This is a genomic window from Amycolatopsis echigonensis, assembly GCF_014174495.1.
Taxonomy (GTDB): Bacteria; Actinomycetota; Actinomycetes; order Mycobacteriales; family Pseudonocardiaceae; genus Amycolatopsis; species Amycolatopsis echigonensis.
Map to the genome: position 1 here is coordinate 102909 of NZ_JACJHR010000017.1, position 18427 is coordinate 121335.

Genomic DNA, 18427 nt, shown 5'->3' on the forward strand with positions numbered 1-18427 from the left:
CTCCCAAGGTCAGAGCGACGGCACGACCATCGGCGTCCCGGTGACCGGATCGGGCACCACGACGCTCGGCAGGTCGAAGACTTCCTTGATCAGCGCGGCGTCCACGACGTCGCCGGGCACGCCCTGCGCCACGACCCGCCCGTCGCGCATGGCGACGACGTGGTCGGCGTAACGGCAAGCCTGGTTGATGTCGTGCAGGACCGCGATCACCGTGCGGCCCTCGTCGCGCAGCCGCTTCAGCAGCTCCAGCACCTGGTACTGGTGCGCGATGTCGAGGAACGACGTCGGCTCGTCGAGCAGCAGGTACGGCGTGCGCTGCGCGAGCACGACCGCGATCCACACGCGCTGCCGCTGTCCGCCGGACAGCTCCTGCACCGGACGGTCGGCCAGCCCGGCGACCCCGGCCGCGGTCATCGCGCTGACGACCGCGCTCTCGTCCTCCTCGGACCACGACGACAGCAGCGACTGATGCGGGAATCGCCCGCGCGCGACCAGCTGCCGGACGCGGACGTCCTCCGGCGCGGACGGATCCTGCGGCAGGAAGCCGAGTTCGCGCGCCAGCGCCTTGGCCGGATACGCTCCGACCTCGCGGCCGTCGAAGGTCACGCCGCCCTCGGCCGGACGCAGCAGCCGGACGAACGCGCGCAGCAATGTCGATTTGCCGCACGCGTTCGGGCCGACCACCGCGGTGAACGCGCGGTCGGGCACGTCGAGCCGCAACCGCGTCGACACGATGCGGTCGCCGTAGCGCAGGGTGAGGTCCCGCGCGGTCAAGCGGGCGGTCACTTCCGCCGCACCTCCTTGGTGAGCAGCCAGATCAGGTAGCAGCCGCCGATCGCCGTGCTGATCACGCCGACCGGCAGCGACACCGGGGCGAGCAGCATCTGCGCGACGAGGTCGGCCCCGGCGAGCAACGCCGCGCCGGTCAGCGCGGCGGGCAGCAGCGGAATGCCGGGCGCGCGGGCGAGCCTGCGGCCGATCTGCGGGGCGGCGAGCGCGACGAACGCGATCGGCCCGGCCACCGCGGTGACCGTCGCCGTGCAGCCGACGCCGAGGACGATCAGCTGCAGCCGCAGGGATTCGTGCCGGACCCCGGTTGTCACCGCGAGTTCCGTGCCGAGCGCCGACTGGTGCAGCGCGGGCGCCCGGGTCAGCAGCACCGCGAACAGCACGGCCAGCACTCCGAACGGCACCGCGACGTCGCTCCAGCCGATGCCGTTGAGCGAACCGGCGCTCCAGCCGACCGCGGCGATCGCCACTTCCAGGTCGGCCCGCAGCACGATCCAGGAGTTCAACGCGGTCAGCATCGCGTTGATCGCGATCCCGATGACGATCAGCCGCAACCCGGACCGGCTGCCGCCCATCGACAGCAGATAGACCGCAGCCGCGGTGACCAGCCCACCGACCACGGACGCGAAGGTCAGCTGTGTGGGCGAGCCGGACAGCACCGTCATCGCGACCAGCGCGCCGGTGTAGGCGCCGGAGTCGAGACCGATCACGTCCGGGCTGCCGAGCGGATTCCGCGTGACGTTCTGGAAAATCGCGCCGGCCAGTCCGAGCGCGGCACCGAACACGAGCCCGGCCGCCACGCGCGGCAGCCGCCATTCGCGAATCACCACGCCCGGTCCGCCGCCCGCCCCGCCGAGCGCGGCGAACACCCGCGCCGGACTCGCCCACGCCGCGCCGTAGCACAGCCCCAGCAGCGCGAGACCGGCGAGAACGACGCCGAGCACGGCGACGAGAACGGCCGTACGGCGCTCGACCCGCAGCGAAACCCGCCCTCGGCGGAACACGAACGCGGTCACAGCGCAGCCGTCCCGTACTTGCGGACCGCCCAGATCAGCACCGGGCCGCCGACGAACGCCGTCACGATCGCGACCGGCACCTCGCCAGTCGGCAGGAGCACGCGCGAGCCGATGTCCGACACCAGCAGGAGAATCGGCCCCAGCACCACCGCGAATGCCGTCAGCCACGGCACCGACGCCCCCGCCGCGCGCCGCGCGAGATGCGGCACGATCAATCCGACGAACAGGATCGGCCCGGCCACCGCGGTCGCGGCTCCGGCCAGCAAGGTGATCAGCACCAGCGTCACCGCGCGAATCCGGGCCACACGTGCGCCGAGAGTGTGCGCGACGGTGTCGCCCAGCGCGAGCGCGTTCAGCTGACGGCTCAACAGAAACGCCGCGACCACGCTCACCGCGATCACGACCAGCGGAACCGTCAGCGGGGCCTGTTCCCGTCCGGCCAGCGAACCGACCGCCCAGAACCGGTACCGGTCGAAGGTGTCCGGCAGCAGCAGCCGCAGCCCGAGCGAAACGCCGCTGAGCACGAACGTCAGCGCGGTGCCGGTCAGCACCATCCGCAACGGCGACCGCCGGCCGACCGCGTAGACCAGCAGGGTCGCCAGCACCGCGCCGAGCACCGCGAACAGCAGCTCCCCCGACGCGGAAACGGCGATGCCCAGCGCGGAACCGATCGTGATGGCGAACCCGGCACCGGCCGTCACGCCGAGCACGCCGGGTTCGGCCAGCGGATTGCGCGACAACACCTGGACGAGCACCCCGGCCACCGCCAGCGCAGCGCCAACGCCGACCGCCAGCAGCGCACGCGGCGCCCGGACATCGCGCACCACCGCCTGATCGGCCGGATCGCCGTTTCCGAAAATGGCCCGGAGCACCTCCGCCGGCGCGATGCCGTGCGCGCCGACACCCACGCTGACCACGGCCACCGCCGCCAGCAGGACGACGGCGGCGGCCAGCAGCGCGGTCCGGCTGCGCGCGGTCACTTCTTCAGCAGCGGCGCGAACGCCTGGTCCACCGCGTCCAGCGTCTTCATCGCCGCCCGGTAGGTGGCCGCTTCGGTGTAGCGGAAGGCGAACGTCTTGCCCGCCTTCACCGCGGGAAGTTCCTTCCACAGCGGCGAATCGAGCACGTACTTCACCGCGGGCGGCACCGAGCCGTCCGGCTTCACCGAGTAGGTGATCGCGTCCGCCTGCGCGAACGCGGTCGGCAGCTCCTCGATCGACGGGTACTCGCTGACGTCCTTCGAGCCGCCGCCCTTGACCTTCACCTGGCCGAAGTAGTTCGCGCCGATGTCCTGTGCGACGTTGGTGCCCCAGGAATCCTTGAACTCGCGCTGGAAGTTGCCCTTCGCGACCTCGCCGTACGCACCGACGTGGCCCAGTTTCAGCTGCGGCAGAACGGCTTTGTACTTGTCCGCGAGCTGCTTCGCCTTCGCCTCGTACTCCTGGCGCGCGGCGTCGAACCCGGCCAGCGCGCCCGCCGCGTCGGACTGCTTGCGCGAAAGCTCCCGCCACGCCGACGGCACCGAGGGCCCGATCGCCACGACCGGCGCGATCTCCTGCAGCCGCTTGACGTCGATGTCCGCGAGCACCGGCTTCGGCACGCCGATCACGATCAGGTCCGGATCGGCCTGCGCAATCGCTTCGTAGTTCGTCTCGGCGGCCTGCTCGCCCGCGACCTTCGGCAGTTCGTCGTACTTCGTGCGGTCCTCGGTCGTCATCATCGGCAGGCCGCGCTTCCACGTCGAGATCCCGACCAGCGGCGCTTTCGCTTCGAGCAGCGCGGGGACGGCGTAGCCGGTCGCGATCACGCGCTTGGGCTTGACCGGGATCTTGATCTGGCCGTTGTCGGCGGCGAACACGCGGGTCGGGCCGTCGCTCGCGCCGCTCTGCGCGTCGCCGGAACCGCAGCCGGCGACGACGGTGAGGGCGGCCGCGAGGGCAGCGGCGGCGAGACGGGTGGTTCTGGTGACGGTCATGCGAGGGGTCCTCAGGTAGTGCGGATCGGGGGGTCGTGAGTGTTTATGCCGGTTAGAACCGGCATAAACACTCACGAGGTGTTAGTGGTCGTGCTCGTCGTCGAAGTCCACGACGCCGCGTTTCCAGTAGCCGGTCACGTCGTAGTCCTCGCGGGCGAGCCCGAGGTCGTCGCGCAGCCAGCGGCGCAGCGGCTTGATCGCGCCCGCTTCTCCGGCGACCCACGCGTAAAGCCGTTCGCCGTCGGGCACCTTGACTTCACGGACGGCGTCGGCGAGAAGCTCGACGCTGCCGGGCGGGTTGCCGGGACCGCGGTGCAGCCACTGGACTTCGACGCCGTCCGGTGCGTCGAGCTCGATCTCCTCGCTCGTGTCGGCGACCTCGGCGAACGCCCAGCCCTTCGCGGTGCGCGGCAGTTCCTCCAGCCAGCGCGCCAACGCGGGCAGCGCCGTGATGTCGCCGGCGAGCAGGTAGCGGTCGTAGTTGTGCGGCACGATCAGCCCGCCCGGCGGGCCCGCGACGTGCACGGTCTCGCCCGGCCGCACCGCGCGTGCCCAGTCCGAACCGAGACCGCCGTCGTGCAGGGCGACGTCGAGATCCAGCTCGCCAGACACCGCGTCGTAGCGGCGGACGGTGTACTCACGCGAGATCGGCGAAGGCTTCGGCCAGCGGAGGAGGTCGCCGTTCGGCTCTGGCAGCCGGAGCTGGCCATCCGCGTCCGGGAAGAGGATCTTCACGTGTTCGTCCGGCGAATGCGCCTCGAACCCGGCCGTGCCCGGCCCGCCGAGGGTGACGCGCAACAGTCCGGTGCCGACTGCCCTGGTCCGCACGACCTCCGCACGACGGATCCGGATGGGGTACGGCACTTTCTCGGCTTTGCGGCCCGCGCGGACCTCGGCGATCCGGGCCGTGTGACGGTGCCGGTGCGCGTCCCGGCTCACTGCGAACCGCCGGTGAGCAGCTTCGTCCAGTGCCCGAGCCGCGGGTCTTCGGCGAGATCGGCGAACTCCAGCTGCGCCGCGCCCGCGCCGCGCCACTTCTCGACCAGGCTCATGATCCGCATCGAATCGAGGCCGAGGTCGGCGAGATCGGTGTCCGGGGTCAGCTCGTCGAGGCCGCAGCCGAGCAGTTCGGCGACATCGGCGTTGACCTGCTCGGCCGTCAGTCCGGGAGTGCTCATCGAGGGGCTCCTGCGGGAATCGGCGCCGACAGCGCGGCGAGCGCGTCGGCGGTGGTGGTGACGACGCCGCAGCGTTGCGCGACGTACTCGCACGCCTGGTCGTGCCGGGAGCGGTCGAAGTCCGCGACCGCGTCGCTGATCAGGAACGGCCGGACGTCGCGCATGAACGCCTCGACCGCCGTGGTCTGGCAGCCGATGTGCGCGTAGACGCCGGTGATCAGCAACTGGTCGCGGTCGCCGAGCTGCTCGCGGAAAGTGCTGCGCTGGAAGGCGCTGTAACGCCATTTGTCCAGCACGATGTCGCCCGGCCGAGGGGCCAGCTCGTCGACGATGTCCGCGGCGCGCGGGTCGTCGCCGATCACCGCGCCGATGCCGTCGCCCCAGAACTCGGCGAGCAGGCCGCGATCGGCGGCGGGCTGCTTGCCCGGCTGCGCGGTGTAGAACACCGGCATGCCCCAGCTTCGGGCCTTCTCCGCCAGTTCCGCGATGTTCGCCACCATCTCCGGAATCGGCGAACCCTCATACGGAGCAAGGAAATACCGCTGGACGTCGTGCACGAGCAGAGCCGCCCGCGCCGGGTCGGGCCGCCACTGCACCCGCCCCGCGGGCAGGTCCGCCGCCGTCGGCAGCGGGTACGCCCGGATCTTCGGCAGGGACACGCCTCACCTCTCCTTCGCCAGGGCGGCCAGCGCCGCCCGCAGTTCGCGTTTGCTGGTCTTGCCCACGCCGGTGACCGGGAACTCCCCGACCACCTTCACCAGGTCCGGCACCTTGAACGCGGCCACGCCGCGCCCGCGCACGAACCGGCGCAGTTCCGAAGCGCTCGGCTGTTTCCCGTCCACCGGAACGACGTACGCGCAGGTCCGCTCGCCGAGGTACTCGTCGGGCACCGCGACGACGGCGGCGTCGAGCACGCCCGGATGCGCCATCAGGTGGTTCTCGACCTCTTCCGCCGCGACCTTCTCGCCGCCGCGGTTGATCTGCTCCTTCGCCCGCCCGACGACTTCGAGATGCCCGGATTCCCTTCGCCGCACCAAATCGCCGGTGCGGTAGAAGCCGTCCTCGGTGAACGCGGTCTTGTTGTGCTCGGCGGCGTTGTAGTAGCCGCGGATCGTGTACGGCCCGCGCGTGAGCAGCGCACCGATTTCGCCCGGCTCGACGAGATCGTCCGACGTCGCCAGCGGATCGTCCGGATTCACGACGCGCACCTCGTCGTCCGGCGAAATCGGGCGGCCCTGCGTGCTCAGGACGAGGTCTTCCGGATCGTCCAGCCGGGTGTAGCAGACGAGTCCCTCGGCCATGCCGAACACCTGCTGCAACCGGCAGCCGAGCGCCGGTCCGATGCGTTCCGCGAGCTCCCGGCCGCACTTCGCCCCGCCGACCAGCAGAACGTCCAAAGAGGACAGATCCCGTCCGGTCCGCGCCGCCGCCTGCACCCAGGCCGCCGCCAACGGCGGAACGACCCCGCTGATGGTGACGCCTTCGGCCTCGATCAGCCGGAACGCCGTGTCGGCGTCCGGTCGCGGCGCCAGCACTGTGGCCGCGCCCGCATGCAACGCGCCGAGCAGCCCCGGCGAGCTGAGCGGGAAGTTGTGCGCGACCGGCAAGGCCGCGAGATACACGCTTTCCTTCTTGAGCCCGCAGATCCGCGCGCTCTCCCGAACGCTGTACAGATAATCGTCATGCGTACGCGGAATCAGCTTCGGCAACCCCGTGCTTCCGCCGGACAGCTGGAGAAACGCCATGCTCTCCGGATCCGGCTCGGGCAACTCGCGCGGCGCGGCCGCCGTCAACTCCGCGAACTCCGGCTCGCCGACGACGAAGACCTTCCGGTGCTGTCCGATCTCGCGCGCCATCTTCGCGTGGTCGTGCCCAGCGTGCTCGCCGACGGTGAGAATCGCTTTCGCTTCGCTCTGCTCGACGAAGTGCCGCAATTCGCTGTCGCGATGCGCCGGCAACGCGAACACCGGCACCGCACCGGCCCGCCACAGCCCGAAGACGACCGATACGAACTCCGGAATGTTCGGCAACTGCACGACCACCCGGTCGCCCTGCCCGATCCCGTTCGCGGCGAACCCGGCCGCCAGCCGATGCGCCCGCTCGTCCAACTCGGCGAACGTCCAGCGCTGCTCCTCGCCGACGACCGCCGTCCGGTCCGCGTACGCCTCCTTGAGCAATGTCAGCAGAGCCCCGAAGGTCTGCCCCCGCCAATACCCGCTGGCCCGATACCTGGCCGCGGTCTCTTCCGGCCACAGGCTCACGCGACCCCCTCCGCACCCAGCGCGCGCAGCAGCGTGCCGAACTTCGCGCTGGTCTCAGCCAATTCCGCCGCCGGGTCCGACCCCGCGACGACGCCCGCCCCCGCGAACAGCCGCGCAGTCTTGTCGGACACCTCGGCGCACCGGATCGTGACGACCCATTCGCCGTCCCCCGCGAGGTCGGTCCAGCCGACGAGTCCCGCGTAATACCCGCGGTCCTCGGGCTCGAGCCGCGCGATCGTGTCGCGCGCCAGATCGACCGGCACCCCGCACACCGCAGGCGTCGGATGCAACGCCTCAGCCAGCTCCAACGACGACGGCCCACCTGGCCCGACCCGTCCGGTGATCCGGGTCGAAAGGTGCCACATCGCGGGCGTGCCCATCACTTCCGGTTTTTCGGGAACTTCCAGTTCGGTGCAGTACCGGCCCAGCACCTCCGCGACCTGCGCGGCGACGAGGGCGTGCTCGTTGAGGTCCTTTTCGGACACTCGCAACTCGGCAATCGCTTGCGCGTCCCGTGCCGGGTCCCCCGTCCGCCGCCGCGACCCAGCAAGCGGATTCGCCGTCACGACGTTTCCCTTGCGAGACACCAGCAACTCCGGACTGGCCCCGACGAGCGTCCGCGGCGCCGGATCCCCCGGCTCGCTGACGTCGACGGCGAAGGCATGCGCCGCGGGGTCTCTCACGACAAGGTCGCGGAGCAGTTCTCGCACGGAAACGCTGTGCTCCCCCACGAGATCCAGCGCCCGGGCGAGGACGACCTTGCGGAGCTCCCCGTCGGCGATGAGGTCGACCGCCTCGCGGACACTCTCGGCGTAGACCTCGGGGGCTGGGCGAGGAACTACGGCCCAGGGGTTTTGGTTGACGGGCCGTGGTGTTTCCTCTCGGCCCGGCCGCGGGTCGCCGTCAGTCCAGGAGTCGCCGCCCGGCGCCTCCGCCCGGCGCACCACCGCGGGCACGATCAAACTGCTCCCGGAGTCCGGCCGGAACCCGATCGCGCCCACCACCACGGGATTCGCGACCCCCGCCAGCACCGCGGCTTCCAACGCCTCGGCAGCCGCCGCGGCCCGGTTGCCGGACGCGCCGCGGACGTGCGCATGCACCCCGTCGGCGAGCAGCACCCCGCGGGCCGACGAGTAGTAGAACGACCCCGGCAGGTACGCGGCCAGGAGATCCGCCGCCCGGTGGACCGGCCGCGGACGGGCCGGAGCAGGTGAGGACACGAGGTGAATTCCCTTTCGCACACGCGCAGGCGGCCGAGCCGCCCCGTCCGTTCCTCGCACAAGGTCCGGACCTTGACTGTTCGGTTAGCCTAACCTAATGGACACTAACGTACCCGGACGAAAAGGAAAAGCCGCCCGGCGGGTCGAACCGGGTCACGCGCGAAGCGTGGCGCCGCCGTCGACGTAGAGGTTCTGCATCGTGATATGCCGCGCCCGGTCGGACACGAGGAACAGCACCGCGTCCGCGATGTCCGCCGGATCGGCGATCCGCCCGAGCGGAATCCCGACGCGGAACTGTTCCGGATTTCCCGCGATCACCCGGTTTTCTCCGGCCTCGTCCGTCCACAGTAGACGTTGCATGTCGGTGTCGGTCGACCCCGGCGAGACGATGTTGCACCGGATCCCCGAACCGGCGAGCTCCAGCCCGAGGCAGCGGGTGAGCATGGTCGCCGCCGCCTTCGAAGCCGCGTAGGCAGCCATCCCGGTACGCGGGACACCGGCCGCGTTCGACCCGACAGTGACGAGCGCCCCGCTCCCCCGCGGCTGCATCCGCCGGGAGATTTCGCGCAGCACAGTGAAAACCCCGGTCGAGTTGACCGCGAACGTCGCCGCCCAGTCCTCGTCGCTGGTCTCCCCCACCGACCCGGGCCGCAACACCCCCGCGACAGACACCCCGATCCCGATCGGGCCCAGCTCCCGCTCGACGTCCGCCACGACCCGCGCGACCGACCCCGGATCCCCGACATCCGCCACGAACGGCACCACCCGTCCAACCGGCACCTGGGCATTGCGGCTCGGGCGACCCCGCGCCGCATCGCCGCCCGAGAAATCCCTCGCTGACGCTCTTCCCGACGGTTGCACGCCGTAGTCCCGCGCGGCGACCTCCCGCAACCCGTCCTCGTCGATGTCCACCGCGGCCACCACGGCACCGGCCCGGGCGAGCGCCTCCACGATGGCCGCCCCGATTCCGCGCGCACCGCCGGTCACCAGCGCGATCCGCCCCTCGATCCCGGCTCCCGCGTCCCCCGTCACCGCGCACCTCACCCTCTGTCGCCGACTGATTAGGCAAACCTAACCTAATAGAGTGAGCGTCGGCCAGGGTGATCCCGCCCACCCCGGGCACGACCGCACAGCCACCGCATCCGAGACCCCGCCCCGCAACACACGCCAACGGATCACCAGCCGAGGTCTCCGGAAGTCCAGGTGACAGAAGAGACCGACGGCATCGCCCAGTCCAAAAAGGACCGCCGAGCGGCGATGTGCGCCCCGGCAGGCAGTGACCGCGTCAGCCCGGCGGCGGAAAGAAACCGTAAACCCGCGGCGATCCACGGAGCCATGCCCGGACCGCAGCCGTCTCCAGCGCGCCGCGGACCTCGCCGTTGTGCTGGTTGACGAACACCCCGGCGCAGAAGTGCGACCGCAACACCAACGGACGGATCGCCGCCCATCCGGTCGCCGAGGCCCGTCCAGCGCGTGGCTCCTCGTCGATGACGACGGCCATCCCGCTCGCATAGTCCCGCCCCGAGGAGTCGGACCGGCGGAGCGCCCGGGTTCCCGGCCGAGGCGCACGCCCATTCGGGTGCCCCTCGTCAGCGAAGCATTGCTTCTGGCACAGGGTGACAGTATTGTCCTCCTCACATTCGACACCAAGTGTCAAATATCGCCGTACGAGACAAGGGAGTCACGATGAGCGAGACGACAGCCGCTGCCGAGACGAAGGCCGAAGAGGTCGTAGCCGACGAGTTGCTCGTCGAAGAGGTCTCGATCGACGGAATGTGCGGTGTCTACTGATCGCAGCGCCGCGGCGTTCGATCTGGACGGTGCTTGGGAATTGGACAGCCGGGTCTCCATCCGGCCGGAGCGGTTCGGCGCGCTGCTGTACCACTTCGGCACCCGCCGGCTGTCCTTTCTCAAGAGCCGCACCATGCTCGCCGCGGTGCAGGCGCTGACCGACCATCCCTCCGCCCGCGCCGCGTGCGCGCAGGCCGGGGTCGCGCAGGCGGAACTGCCCCGCTACCGCGCCGCCCTCGCCGCCCTCGCCGCGTCGGACATGATCCATCCGAGGAGCGTGTGATGCCGCTTGTCGACGAATTCCAGTTCGGGCTCGACGCGCCGATCTGCCTCACCTGGGAACTCACCTACGCCTGCAACCTGTCGTGCGTGCACTGCCTTTCCTCGTCCGGCCGGCGCGATCCGCGCGAGCTGAGCACCGAGGAGTGCAAGGCGCTGATCGACGAGTTCGAGCGCATGCAGGTGTTCTACGTGAACATCGGCGGCGGCGAACCGACCGTCCGGTCCGATTTCTGGGAGCTGGTCGACTACGCGACCGAGCACCACGTCGGCGTCAAATTCTCCACCAACGGCATCAAGATCACCGAGGACGTCGCGAAACGGCTCGCCGGCAGCGATTACGTCGACGTCCAGATCTCCCTCGACGGCGCCACCGAGGAGGTCAACGACCACGTCCGCGGCCCCGGCTCCTACCGCACCGCGATCCGGGCGATGGAGAACCTCGCCGCCGCCGGGTTCGGGAACTTCAAGATTTCTGTCGTGGTGACCCGGCAGAACGCGGGGCAGCTCGACGACTTCAAAGCGATCGCCGACCGCTACGGCGCCCAGCTGCGGCTCACCCGGCTCCGCCCGTCCGGCCGCGGCGCGGACGTCTGGGACGAGCTGCATCCCACCGCCGCCCAGCAGCGGGAACTGTACGACTGGCTGGTCAAGCACGGAGAAAACGTGCTCACCGGCGACTCGTTCTTCCACCTCGCCGGGTACGGCGACGGCGGCCTGCCCGGGCTCAACCTGTGCGGCGCCGGCCGGGTCGTGTGCCTGGTCGACCCGGTCGGCGACGTCTACGCGTGCCCGTTCGCCATCCACGACACCTTCCTCGCCGGGAACATCCGCGGCGAAGGCGGATTCACCCGCGTGTGGCGGGAATCCGAGCTGTTCGCCGAACTGCGCAGCCCGCAGAGCGGCGGGGCCTGCACGTCGTGTTCGGCGTTCGACGCCTGCCGCGGCGGATGCATGGCGGCGAAGTTCTTCACCGGGCTGCCGCTCGACGGCCCGGATCCGGAATGCGTGCGCGGCCACGGGGAACGCGCGCTGGCCGGGGTCGCCGCGGGCAGCGCGCCGAAACCGTCGCTGGACCACTCGCACCGCAAGGTGCCGGTGACCATCGGCATGCGCCGCCCGCCGGACCGGGCCTGCGACGAGAACCCGCTCGCGGGCTTCACTCCGGGCCGTTGAGATGCGCCTGGCCGATCTGTCGTCGCCGGACGTCGCCGCACAGGCGGCGTCCGGCGCGATCCTCGCCGTGCCGCTCGGGTCCACCGAGCAGCACGGTCCGCACCTGCCGTTGAGCACGGACACCGACATCGCGACGGCGTTGTGCGACCGGCTCGCCGCGGAGCGGCCGGACGTGCTGGTCGCGCCCGCGCTGCCGTACGGATCGAGCGGCGAACACGCGGGATTCGCCGGGACGCTGTCGATCGGGCAGACAGCCACGGAACTCCTGCTCGTGGAACTCGGCCGGTCAGCCTGCGAAACGTTCCGGCGGCTGCTTTTCGTGTCCGCGCACGGAGGCAACGCCGCTTCGGTGACCCGCGCGGTCGCGACCCTCCGCACCGAATCGCGGGACGTCTCGGTGTTCGAGCCGCGCTGGCAAGGAGATCCGCACGCCGGACGGCCGGAAACCGCGTTGCAGCTGGCTCTTCGCCCGGCCAAAGTCCAAATGCAGAAGGCGATACCGGGCGATAACCGTCCGCTCAGCGAGTTGCTTCCCGCCCTGCGCAAGGGCGGCGTACGAGCGGTGACCGACACCGGAATCCTCGGCGATCCCACCGGAGCGACGGCCGACGAAGGCCACGATCTTCTCGACAACCTCACGGCGCAGTTGCGAGCACACGTGCGTGACTGGACTTCCGTGGAGACGCCGTGAAAGCCGCCCTCGTGACCGGCGCGGCGCGCGGCATCGGCGCAGCCACCGCGATCAAACTGGCTGAGCAAGGCTGGGCCGTCCTCGCGGTCGACGTCGCCGAAGACGATCCAGCTCTCCCCTACCCGATGGGCACCGCCGAAGAACTGTCCACAGTGGTCGCCAAGATCCAAGAAAACGGCGGCACCGCTGAGGAATTCCGCGCAGACGTCCGCGATCGCGCGCACCTGGCCGCAGCGGTCGCGGACGCGGAACAACGCTGGGGCGGCCTCGACGCGGCCGTCGCGGCAGCAGGAGTGATCGCGGGCGGAGTGCCGCTCTGGGAAATGCCGCTGGAACAGGAAGACGCGGTCCTCGACGTCAACCTCCGCGGTGTTCTCAACCTCGCCCACGTGGCCATTCCCGCGTTGCTGCGCCGCCCGAAACCCCGCTCCGGCCGCTTCCTGGCCGTCGCGTCCGCCGCCGCCACGCGCGGGTTGCCGATGCTCGCCGCGTACTGCGCGGCGAAAGCCGGAGTCGCCGGGTTGATTCGCGCGCTGGGCACGGAATTGGGCGACTCCGGGGTCACCGCGAACGCGGTCAGCCCGGGCTCGACCGACACGCCGATTCTCGCCGAGAGCGCCCGGCTCTACGACCTTCCGGCGGCGCAAACGTTTGCCACGCAACAACCTCAGCAGCGACTGCTCGATCCCGCCGAGGTCGCTTCCGTCCTGGCGTTCCTCGCCGGGCCGGAAAGCAGCGCGACGACCGGCGCAGTAATCCCGGTGGACGGAGGGCTGGCGCTATGACCACCCCGCTGCCCGCCGGATTCCGCCTCGCCATGGACCCGAGTGTCAAACAACTCTCCGACGGCCTCCTCTTCGGCGGCTCCCCCGCCCGAGTACTGCGCCTTACGAAGGCCGGGCAGACGGCGTGGGCGCGTCTCGCGGACCATCCGGTCGAGTCATCAGCGGAAGGCGTCCTCGCCCGGCTGCTCACCGACGCTGGGTTCGCTCATCCGTTGCCACCAGCCGCAACTGCCGACGCGACCGTCGTCATCCCGGTCCGCGACCGCGCCGAATTGCTGGGCCGCTGCCTGGCCGCGCTCGACGGCCGCTACCCCGCGCTGGTCATCGACGACGGATCCGCCGACCCCGCGGCCATCGCCGCGGCAGCCTCCGCGCACGGCGCGAAACTCGTCCGCCGCGACGTAAACGGCGGCCCCGGCGCGGCCCGGAACACCGCGCTGGAGCACGTTTCCACCGACCTGGTCGCGTTCCTGGACAGCGATTGCGTCCCGTCGCCGGACTGGATCGACCGGCTGGCCGGGCATTTCGCCGACCCGCTCGTCGCCGCCGTCGCTCCGCGCGTGCGTCCCCTCGCCGGCGACACCTGGGCTGGCCGCTACACCCGCGCCGCCAGCAGCCTCGACCTGGGCACCGCCGCCGCCCGCGTCGCGCCCGGCACGCGACTGTCCTATGTGCCCACTGCCGCGCTCCTGGTTCGCCGGGCAGCACTGGAATCCGTGGCCCGGGACGGTGCGGTCTTCGACCCGGCAATGCGCGTCGGCGAGGACGTCGACCTGGGCTGGCGACTCCACGACGCTGGCTTCCGGATCCGCTACGACCCGTCCGCACACGTCGACCACCACGAGCCGGCAACCTGGCGCACATTGCTCAGCCGCCGAGCCAGCTACGGCACTTCCGCCGCACCGCTGGCCCTGCGTCGTCCCGCCGCGATGGCCCCGCTCGTCCTGCACCCCTGGCCGACGCTGACCGTCGCGGCGCTCCTGGCCCGCCGTCCTCTCCCGGCCGCCGCCGCGTTCGCGGGCGCGGTGCTGAGCATGACCCGCGTGCTGCGCCGAAGCGACGTGCCAACACACGGGGTCGGGCAAGCGATGGGCACCGCCGTGGGCCAAACCTGGCTCGGATTCGGCCGCTACAGCACCCAATTCGCCGCTCCCCTGGTTGCCGCGCTCCTGCTGCCGGGCGGGCGAAAACGCTGGGGACGGCGGGCCGCGCTCGCGTCGCTGCTCGCCGGACCGCCGCTGACCGCATGGCTGCGGCAACGCCCCGACCTCGATCCAATCCGCTACACCGCCGGCGCGGTCGCCGACGACCTCGCGTACGGCGCCGGGGTGTGGACGGGCTGTCTCAACCACCGGACCGCGGTCCCGCTGCGGCCGCGCGTCACCTGGCGCCCTCTGCGCGTCGACCCGAAGGGAAAACGATGAGCACCACCTGGTTCGAGTCTGTCGCCGAAGCACAGCGGCGGGCGAAGAAACGCCTGCCCGCGTCCGTCTACTCGGCGCTGATCGCCGGTTCGGAAAAAGGCCTGACGCTGCAAGACAATCTCGCCGCGTACGACGAGCTGCGGTTCGCCCCGCGCACCGCCGGACTGCCCGGCGAACGCGATCTGAGCACGAACGTCCTCGGCCGCGACGTCGCGCTGCCGGTGCTGATCTCGCCCACCGGCGTGCAGGCCGTGCACCCCGACGGCGAGGTCGCGGTCGCTCGCGCCGCCGCCGCGCGCGGGACGTCGATGGGGCTGTCGTCGTTCGCCAGCAAGCCGGTCGAGGAAGTGGTGGCAGCCAACCCGAACACGTACTTCCAGGTGTACTGGACCGGCAGCCGCGACGACATCCTGCGGCGGCTGGACCGCGCCCGGTCCGCCGGCGCGGTCGGGATCATCCTCACGCTCGACTGGTCGTTCTCGCACAGCCGCGACTGGGGCAGCCCGCACATCCCGGACAAGCTGACGCTGCGCGAACTGATCCGGTTCGCCCCCGAAGGCATGATGCATCCGCGCTGGCTGCTCGCCTACGCCCGCACCAAGAAACTGCCCGACCTCAGCGTCCCGAACATGGCCGAACCCGGCACGCCGGTGCCGTCGTTCTTCGGCGCGTACGGCCAGTGGATGCAGACCGCGCCGCCGACCTGGGAGGACGTGAGCTGGCTGCGGAAACAGTGGGACGGGCCGTTCCTGCTGAAGGGCGTGTACCGGGTCGACGAGGCGCGCCGCGCGGTCGACGCCGGGGTCAGCGCGATCTCGGTGTCCAACCACGGCGGCAACAACCTCGACGGCACTCCTGCCACGATCCGCGCGCTGCCCGCGGTCGCGGAGGCGGTCGGGAGCGAGGTCGAAGTGTTGCTGGACGGCGGAATCCGGCGTGGCAGCGACGTCGTGAAGGCACTCGCGCTCGGGGCCCGCGCGGTTCTGATCGGGCGCGCGTACCTGTGGGGCCTCGCCGCGGGCGGACAGTCCGGCGTGGAGAACGTGCTGGACGTCCTGCGCAACGGCATCGACTCGACGCTTCTCGCGCTGGGCCACCGCAGCGTCCAAGACCTCAGCCGCGACGACCTGATCATCCCCGAAGGTTTCGAGCGGCGCGTCGGCACCTGACGAACTGTCCGTGAGGGGAACTCGGATTCCCCTCACGGACGTCGGTCACAGCGGCCACTGCACGTGCTTCACCTCGAAGAACTCCCGGAAGCCTTCTTCCCCGCCTTCGCGGCCGATCCCGCTGTGACCCGGACCGCCCCACGGTGCGTCGGTCCGGCGGCCGCCCCCGCCGTTGATCGTGACGGTGCCGGACCGGATCCGCCGCGCTACGGCCAGCGCGTCCGGAGTGGGGCCCCAGACGTTGGCGTTGAGCGCGTACTTGGTGTCGTTCGCGACCCGGATCGCCTCCTCGACGTCGCGGTACGGCAGCACGATCCCCACCGGCGCGAACAGTTCTTCCTGCGCGATCTCGGCGGTGTTCGGCGCGTCGGTGATCAGCGTCGGCGCGAAGAAGAACCCCTCGTCGAGACCGGCCGGACGGCCGCCGCCAGTCACCACCGTCGCGCCTTCGTCCACCGCTCGCGCCACGTACCCGGACACGTTCCGGTGGTGCTCGCCGGTGATCAACGGGCCCACGGCGGTCTTCAGCGAGAACGGATCGCCGACCACGAGATTGCCGAGGAATTCGGCGGAGCGCTCGACGTACTCGTCGAAATCCTTCTCCGGCACCAAAGTCCGCGTCGTGGCCCCGCACGCCTGCCCCGCGTTCCGGCAGAACCGCAGCGACGAGGGAGCGACGACAGAGGCGACGTCGGTGCCCGGAAGCAGGATGTTGGGCGACTTGCCGCCGAGTTCGAGCACCACCTTCTTCAGCCCCGGCGCGGCCAGCGCCATGACCATGCCGCCCACCGCGGGCGACCCGGTGAAGCTCACCAGGTCGACCTCATCGGCCTGCACGACCTGTTCGGTCACCGCGGGCGGGCCGAACACGAGATTGACCGCGCCGGGCGGGAATCCGGCCTCCTCCACCAGTTCCACCAGCGCCGAGTTGCACAGGATCGCCTTGGGCGAGGGCGCCAGCACCGTCGTGCAGCCCGCGGCGAGCGCCGGGCCGAGCTTCCACGCGCACAGCATGAGCGGCCCGTTGTAGGCGGTGATCGCCGAGACGACCCCGGCGGGCTCGCGCAGCAGGGTGCTCGCGGAGGTCACCGGATCGTGGTGCAGCGGCAGGGGTTCCTCCCAGCCGTCGCGAGGACCGCGCCGGGCGGCCTCGGCGAACCACCGGAAGTACGCGATCGGCCCGTCCACGTGCAGTTCGGCGTTGCCGACCGGCGAACCGATCTCGTGCGCGGCCAGGTCGAGCAGCCGGTCCCGGTCCCGTTCCATCAGGTCCGCGAGCCGGTACAGCAGCGCGCTGCGCTCGCGCGGTCCGAGCCTGCTCCACTCGCCGTCGTCGAACGCGTGGCGCGCCGCGGCGACGGCGGCCGCGACCTGGTTCGGGCCCGCGGACGGCGTGACCGCCAATTCGCGGCCGGTCGACGGGCTGACCGTGCGGATCTCAGGCCCGTCGCCGGTCAGCCATTTCCCTCCGACGTGCAGGGCGGCGTGCAGGTTCGTCATCTCGTCCTCCGGATGCCGGATCGGCCGGGTTTCGCGCGGCTCACCGGAACCGCACGATGCCGCGGATGTTCTTGCCGTCGTGCAGGTCGTCGTAGCCCTGGGCGATGTCCTCGAGCGAGTAGGTGCGCGTGATCATCTCGTCGAGTTTGAGCCGGCCGTCGCGGTAGAGCTGGAGCAGGTTCAGCACGTCCCAGTTCCCGTTCGTGGCCCCGAAACAGGTGCCCTGCACGCGTTTCTGGGAAAGCGTCAGCTCGAACAGGTCGAGCGGCACCTCGCTCACTTCGTGCTTGCCGACCGCGGTCGTCACGACGGTTCCCGCCTTGCGCACCGAAGACAGCGCCTGCCGCAAGTATTCCGGCCGCATCACGCCGACGGTCACGATCGTCGCGTCCGCGCCCTGGCCGTTGGTGAACTGCTTCGCCAGCTCCGCGGCTTCCTCCATCGACGCGACCGCGTGCGTCGCACCGAACACCGCGGCCTGCTCCCGCTTGAACGGCACCGGATCGACCGCGATCACCTGCGACGCGCCCGCGTGCACCGCACCCTGCAGGGCGCTCACACCGATCCCGCCGATGCCCATCACGATCACCGTGTCGCCCGGTGCGACCTGCGCCGAATGCACCGCGGAACCCCAGCCGGTGCTGACCCCGCAGCCGACCAGGCACGCCTTGTCCAGCGGAATGTCCTTGCCGATCTTCACCACCGAGGCGAGCGAAACCGTCGTGGTTTCGACGAAGGTCGAGATGCCGCACATCTGCCCGACCGGAGTGCCGTCGGGAGTGTGCAGCCGGTAGGTGCCGTCGGTGAACCGAGGTCCGGCGAGGATGCCCGCGGCGAGGTCGCAGAGGCTGGCGTGCCCGGTGGCGCACCAGCGGCAGTGCCCGCACGACGGGATCGCGGAGAAAATGACGTGGTCGCCTTCCTCGATGCCCTTGCTGTTTGGGCGGACCTTGGTCACCACGCCCGCGCCCTCGTGCCCGAGCGCGAAGGGGTAGCCGCCGACGGGGATGTCGCCGGTGACGTGGTGGTCGTCGGAATGGCACAGGCCGGACGCGACGAGCTGCACCTGCACCTCGTCCTCGTACGGGTCGTCGACCTCGAGCTCGGTCACCTCGAGCCGGCCGGGCGCCTGCCGGATGACTGCTCCCCGAGTGCGCATCGCTCGAACCCCTT

Annotated in this window: 20 protein-coding genes; 7 read left to right on the forward strand and 13 right to left on the reverse strand. The window is 70.9% G+C overall.

Going from position 1 to position 18427, the window contains the following annotated elements:
- Window positions 1-9: 9 nt before the first annotated feature.
- The 11 genes from H5411_RS14565 to H5411_RS14615 form a co-directional block, all read right to left on the reverse strand.
- Window positions 10-786: an ABC transporter ATP-binding protein gene (locus H5411_RS14565; protein WP_183124081.1), complete on the reverse strand. Its 777-nt coding sequence runs from the start codon at window positions 784-786 to the stop codon at window positions 10-12.
- Window positions 783-1805: a FecCD family ABC transporter permease gene (locus H5411_RS14570; RefSeq protein WP_101439010.1), complete on the reverse strand. Its 1023-nt coding sequence runs from the start codon at window positions 1803-1805 to the stop codon at window positions 783-785. The genes H5411_RS14565 and H5411_RS14570 overlap by 4 nt, the downstream gene beginning before the upstream one ends.
- Window positions 1802-2785: a FecCD family ABC transporter permease gene (locus H5411_RS14575; RefSeq protein ID WP_183124082.1), complete on the reverse strand. Its 984-nt coding sequence runs from the start codon at window positions 2783-2785 to the stop codon at window positions 1802-1804. The genes H5411_RS14570 and H5411_RS14575 overlap by 4 nt, the downstream gene beginning before the upstream one ends.
- Window positions 2782-3780 (reverse strand): ABC transporter substrate-binding protein, encoded by a 999-nt coding sequence (locus tag H5411_RS14580; RefSeq protein WP_183124083.1) that lies wholly within the window; start codon window positions 3778-3780, stop codon window positions 2782-2784. Before H5411_RS14580 ends, H5411_RS14575 begins: the two co-directional genes overlap by 4 nt.
- Window positions 3781-3861: 81 nt before the next feature.
- Window positions 3862-4719, reverse strand: a complete 858-nt coding sequence (locus H5411_RS14585) for a siderophore-interacting protein (protein WP_183124084.1) — start codon at window positions 4717-4719, stop codon at window positions 3862-3864.
- Window positions 4716-4958, reverse strand: coding sequence for a phosphopantetheine-binding protein (locus tag H5411_RS14590; RefSeq protein ID WP_183124085.1), 243 nt, complete (start codon window positions 4956-4958; stop codon window positions 4716-4718). Before H5411_RS14590 ends, H5411_RS14585 begins: the two co-directional genes overlap by 4 nt.
- The gene (locus H5411_RS14595; protein WP_183124086.1) at window positions 4955-5617 is read right to left on the reverse strand and encodes an isochorismatase family protein; all 663 of its coding nucleotides are present in this window, start codon (window positions 5615-5617) and stop codon (window positions 4955-4957) included. The genes H5411_RS14590 and H5411_RS14595 overlap by 4 nt, the downstream gene beginning before the upstream one ends.
- Window positions 5618-5620: 3 nt before the next feature.
- Window positions 5621-7219, reverse strand: coding sequence for a (2,3-dihydroxybenzoyl)adenylate synthase (locus H5411_RS14600; protein ID WP_183124087.1), 1599 nt, complete (start codon window positions 7217-7219; stop codon window positions 5621-5623).
- A complete protein-coding gene (locus H5411_RS14605) occupies window positions 7216-8439 on the reverse strand; it encodes an isochorismate synthase (protein ID WP_183124088.1) in 1224 nt (407 codons plus the stop codon). Before H5411_RS14605 ends, H5411_RS14600 begins: the two co-directional genes overlap by 4 nt.
- 153 nt (window positions 8440-8592) lie before the next feature.
- Window positions 8593-9471, reverse strand: a complete 879-nt coding sequence (locus tag H5411_RS14610; RefSeq protein WP_183124089.1) for a 2,3-dihydro-2,3-dihydroxybenzoate dehydrogenase — start codon at window positions 9469-9471, stop codon at window positions 8593-8595.
- A 253-nt stretch (window positions 9472-9724) separates the two neighbouring features.
- Complete coding sequence (locus H5411_RS14615) at window positions 9725-9940, reverse strand: hypothetical protein (protein ID WP_183124090.1); 216 nt, start codon at window positions 9938-9940, stop codon at window positions 9725-9727.
- Between the two features lie 185 nt (window positions 9941-10125).
- Between H5411_RS14615 and mftA the strand changes: the two genes are divergently transcribed.
- Genes mftA through mftD form a run of 7 tightly spaced genes read left to right on the forward strand, consistent with a single transcriptional unit; the run spans window position 10126 to window position 15754 of the window.
- A complete protein-coding gene (mftA, locus tag H5411_RS14620) occupies window positions 10126-10230 on the forward strand; it encodes a mycofactocin precursor MftA (protein WP_037355132.1) in 105 nt (34 codons plus the stop codon).
- Complete coding sequence (gene mftB / locus H5411_RS14625; protein ID WP_043833371.1) at window positions 10220-10513, forward strand: mycofactocin biosynthesis chaperone MftB; 294 nt, start codon at window positions 10220-10222, stop codon at window positions 10511-10513. Before mftA ends, mftB begins: the two co-directional genes overlap by 11 nt.
- Window positions 10513-11685, forward strand: a complete 1173-nt coding sequence (gene mftC, locus H5411_RS14630; RefSeq protein WP_183124091.1) for a mycofactocin radical SAM maturase — start codon at window positions 10513-10515, stop codon at window positions 11683-11685. Before mftB ends, mftC begins: the two co-directional genes overlap by 1 nt.
- 1 nt (window position 11686) lies before the next feature.
- Window positions 11687-12376 carry a mycofactocin biosynthesis peptidyl-dipeptidase MftE gene (mftE, locus tag H5411_RS14635; RefSeq protein WP_183124092.1) on the forward strand — a complete coding sequence of 230 codons (690 nt, stop codon included), beginning with the start codon at window positions 11687-11689 and terminating at the stop codon, window positions 12374-12376.
- Window positions 12373-13161 carry a mycofactocin-coupled SDR family oxidoreductase gene (locus H5411_RS14640; protein WP_167442049.1) on the forward strand — a complete coding sequence of 263 codons (789 nt, stop codon included), beginning with the start codon at window positions 12373-12375 and terminating at the stop codon, window positions 13159-13161. The genes mftE and H5411_RS14640 overlap by 4 nt, the downstream gene beginning before the upstream one ends.
- Window positions 13158-14585 carry a mycofactocin biosynthesis glycosyltransferase MftF gene (gene mftF, locus H5411_RS14645; protein ID WP_183124093.1) on the forward strand — a complete coding sequence of 476 codons (1428 nt, stop codon included), beginning with the start codon at window positions 13158-13160 and terminating at the stop codon, window positions 14583-14585. The genes H5411_RS14640 and mftF overlap by 4 nt, the downstream gene beginning before the upstream one ends.
- Entirely contained in the window at window positions 14582-15754 is a 1173-nt protein-coding gene (gene mftD, locus H5411_RS14650) for a pre-mycofactocin synthase MftD (protein WP_183124094.1), read from the forward strand. Before mftF ends, mftD begins: the two co-directional genes overlap by 4 nt.
- Before the next feature lie 45 nt (window positions 15755-15799).
- On the opposite strand, the gene H5411_RS14655 is transcribed toward mftD, so the two are convergent.
- Together H5411_RS14655 and H5411_RS14660 are read right to left on the reverse strand one after the other, a co-directional pair.
- Window positions 15800-17254 (reverse strand): aldehyde dehydrogenase family protein, encoded by a 1455-nt coding sequence (locus H5411_RS14655; protein WP_183124095.1) that lies wholly within the window; start codon window positions 17252-17254, stop codon window positions 15800-15802.
- A 40-nt stretch (window positions 17255-17294) separates the two neighbouring features.
- Window positions 17295-18413 (reverse strand): NDMA-dependent alcohol dehydrogenase, encoded by a 1119-nt coding sequence (locus H5411_RS14660; RefSeq protein ID WP_101438994.1) that lies wholly within the window; start codon window positions 18411-18413, stop codon window positions 17295-17297.
- Window positions 18414-18427: the final 14 nt, after the last annotated feature.

Bases quoted from the DNA above. Each gene is read 5' to 3' on its own strand.
- H5411_RS14580 (WP_183124083.1), bottom strand. From the start codon at position 3,780: ATGACCGTCACCAGAACCACCCGTCTCGCCGCCGCTGCCCTCGCGGCC.
- H5411_RS14590 (WP_183124085.1), bottom strand. From the start codon at position 4,958: ATGAGCACTCCCGGACTGACGGCCGAGCAGGTCAACGCCGATGTCGCC.
- H5411_RS14615 (WP_183124090.1), bottom strand. From the start codon at position 9,940: ATGGCCGTCGTCATCGACGAGGAGCCACGCGCTGGACGGGCCTCGGCG.
- mftA (WP_037355132.1), top strand. From the start codon at position 10,126: ATGAGCGAGACGACAGCCGCTGCCGAGACGAAGGCCGAAGAGGTCGTA.
- mftC (WP_183124091.1), top strand. From the start codon at position 10,513: ATGCCGCTTGTCGACGAATTCCAGTTCGGGCTCGACGCGCCGATCTGC.
- mftE (WP_183124092.1), top strand. From the start codon at position 11,687: ATGCGCCTGGCCGATCTGTCGTCGCCGGACGTCGCCGCACAGGCGGCG.
- mftF (WP_183124093.1), top strand. From the start codon at position 13,158: ATGACCACCCCGCTGCCCGCCGGATTCCGCCTCGCCATGGACCCGAGT.
- mftD (WP_183124094.1), top strand. From the start codon at position 14,582: ATGAGCACCACCTGGTTCGAGTCTGTCGCCGAAGCACAGCGGCGGGCG.
- H5411_RS14655 (WP_183124095.1), bottom strand. From the start codon at position 17,254: ATGACGAACCTGCACGCCGCCCTGCACGTCGGAGGGAAATGGCTGACC.
- H5411_RS14660 (WP_101438994.1), bottom strand. From the start codon at position 18,413: ATGCGCACTCGGGGAGCAGTCATCCGGCAGGCGCCCGGCCGGCTCGAG.